This is a genomic window from Bacillus sp. AP50, from assembly GCF_040492675.1.
In the GTDB taxonomy this organism is placed as follows: domain Bacteria; phylum Bacillota; class Bacilli; order Bacillales; family Bacillaceae_G; genus Bacillus_A; species Bacillus_A cereus.
Genome location: NZ_JBEUTW010000705.1, coordinates 1 through 1846, shown reverse-complemented (window position 1 = coordinate 1846; position 1846 = coordinate 1). Strand labels below are relative to the sequence as shown.

The window sequence follows — 1846 nt, the reverse complement described above, 5'->3', positions numbered from 1 at the left end:
CATATATATACAATGGGGATTTTTAAAGCGTAGTAGCATAAATATAACTCTTTTTTGAGAAACAGGCAGAAAAAGTCATAGTTGTAGTGAAATTGACTTATAGACATCCTACCATATTAAACACTATGATGATGTTACAAAATATCGAACAAATAAAAGTGAAAATGGATAGAGACTTTTAAAACTGTTGACATTCAATTTATTAGAATTGAATGCCAATCGTTTTAAATATACAGTTATATTACATATGTATTTTGTAAAATCCCGATTTTTTGTCGGTTAATCATTAGCAGGGAAGGATAGGGGTCTTATTAATATACTTTTACTATATATAAGTAAAGTGTTTTGAAATTGAAAATATTTGACTGATATTTTAATGATAGAAATTAAATGTCAGATAAGTACTTTCCAACATACAGACCACTTGCAGCTGCTTGAGATAATGAATGCGTAACGCCTGAACAATCTCCAATTAAAAATAGCCCATGTATACTAGTTTCAAAATGATTATTAATTTTTATCGTAGGAGCATAGAACTTTCCATCAATTCCATATAGTAAAGTATGTTGATCGATAGGCTCCTGTATAAATTGTTCTAAGCGTAATAAAAATTCTTTTAGCCCTTCAATATATGATTGAGGAATTTCTTGATTCAAATCTCCATAATCCCCCTGTAGTGTAGGCTGTATACGATTATGCTCCATGCTGTTTTCCACCGTAGGTTGTTTCTTTAGTAAGTCCTCTAAGCGCTGTATAACAATCCGATCTCGTCCTTGGTTAATGCCTTCAATAATTGAACTTGCGTATGCATTTGCTTCTTTGAGAGTTGGAAAATAGCGAGGAATAAATAAAGTGAAATTTAAGTTAGAAGTGCCAGTTCCTTGTTCCCGAAAATTTTGACCGTCAGGCATAACTAAACCTTCTTCGTACTTTCGAATGATGCGGCCTTGTGGATTCATACAGTAAGTAGTTGCTGTGAAATGCTCACCTTGATAAGAAAGTTTTGTTTCAAAAGTATCTTTTAATATAGAACGTAATTGATGTTCTTTCATTTCTACTCTAATTCCTAAATCTACACGTGTTTGCTCCTGAGAAATATTTAGGGAACTGCATATTTCTTTTAACCAATCGGCCCCAGAGCGCCCAGTTGCAAATACAAGTTGCTTAGTTTGAACTGTTCCTTGATTTGTCTCTATTGTAAAATGATCTTCCTGTTTCAGAATATGTTGTACATCTATATGAAATTGGATCTTTATTTTCGTCAGTAAAAATTCATAGAGCTGCTGAAAAATGTTACTGGAAAGTGTAGTACCAAGATGTCTTACTTCTGTTGTTAGCATTTGTAAACCACACGCTTCAGCTCTCTTAGTGAGACTTGAATTTTCAGTAGAATATTTTGAAACCGAACTTCCACCAAACTGACATAGAATTTCATCTACTTCAGCCATGAGTTGTATAAAACCCTCTTTACCGACTTTTTTCTCAAGTTCTCCGCCAAATCCGTTTGTATAATTAAATTTCCCTTCAGATTTTCCTAAACCACCAAACCCGAAATATTTATCACATGTAGTACAATTACACACTTTTCCTTCGTCTAAAGGACAATGGCGATCTTCTAGCGCTTTACCTTTATCAAGAATTAAAACTTTTTTGTTACTTTTAGCTAGTGAATAAGCCATAAAAATGCTACTTACTCCAGCGCCGATAATTGTAATATCATACATATTCTTCCACCTGCTAACGAATAGTTTGTTTTTTATTTTTCTAGTGTATAACAATTTTATGAAGTTAAGAAATAGCTTTTATTAATAAAGTGGGAGTTTTTGAACTTGATGCTTTATTAATT

1 protein-coding gene is annotated in these 1846 nt (G+C 32.6%); it reads right to left on the bottom strand.

Annotation, left to right across the window (positions count from 1 at the left end; translation table 11 throughout):
* Positions 1 to 386: 386 nt before the first annotated feature.
* Positions 387 to 1724: an NAD(P)/FAD-dependent oxidoreductase gene (locus ABWK52_RS28645; RefSeq protein WP_097796321.1), complete on the bottom strand. Its 1338-nt coding sequence runs from the start codon at positions 1722 to 1724 to the stop codon at positions 387 to 389.
* Between the last annotated feature and the right edge of the window lie 122 nt (positions 1725 to 1846).

What these genes read in the sequence shown, in the direction of transcription:
- ABWK52_RS28645 (WP_097796321.1), bottom strand. Translation starts at nt 1,724, where the DNA reads ATGTATGATATTACAATTATCGGCGCTGGAGTAAGTAGCATTTTTATG.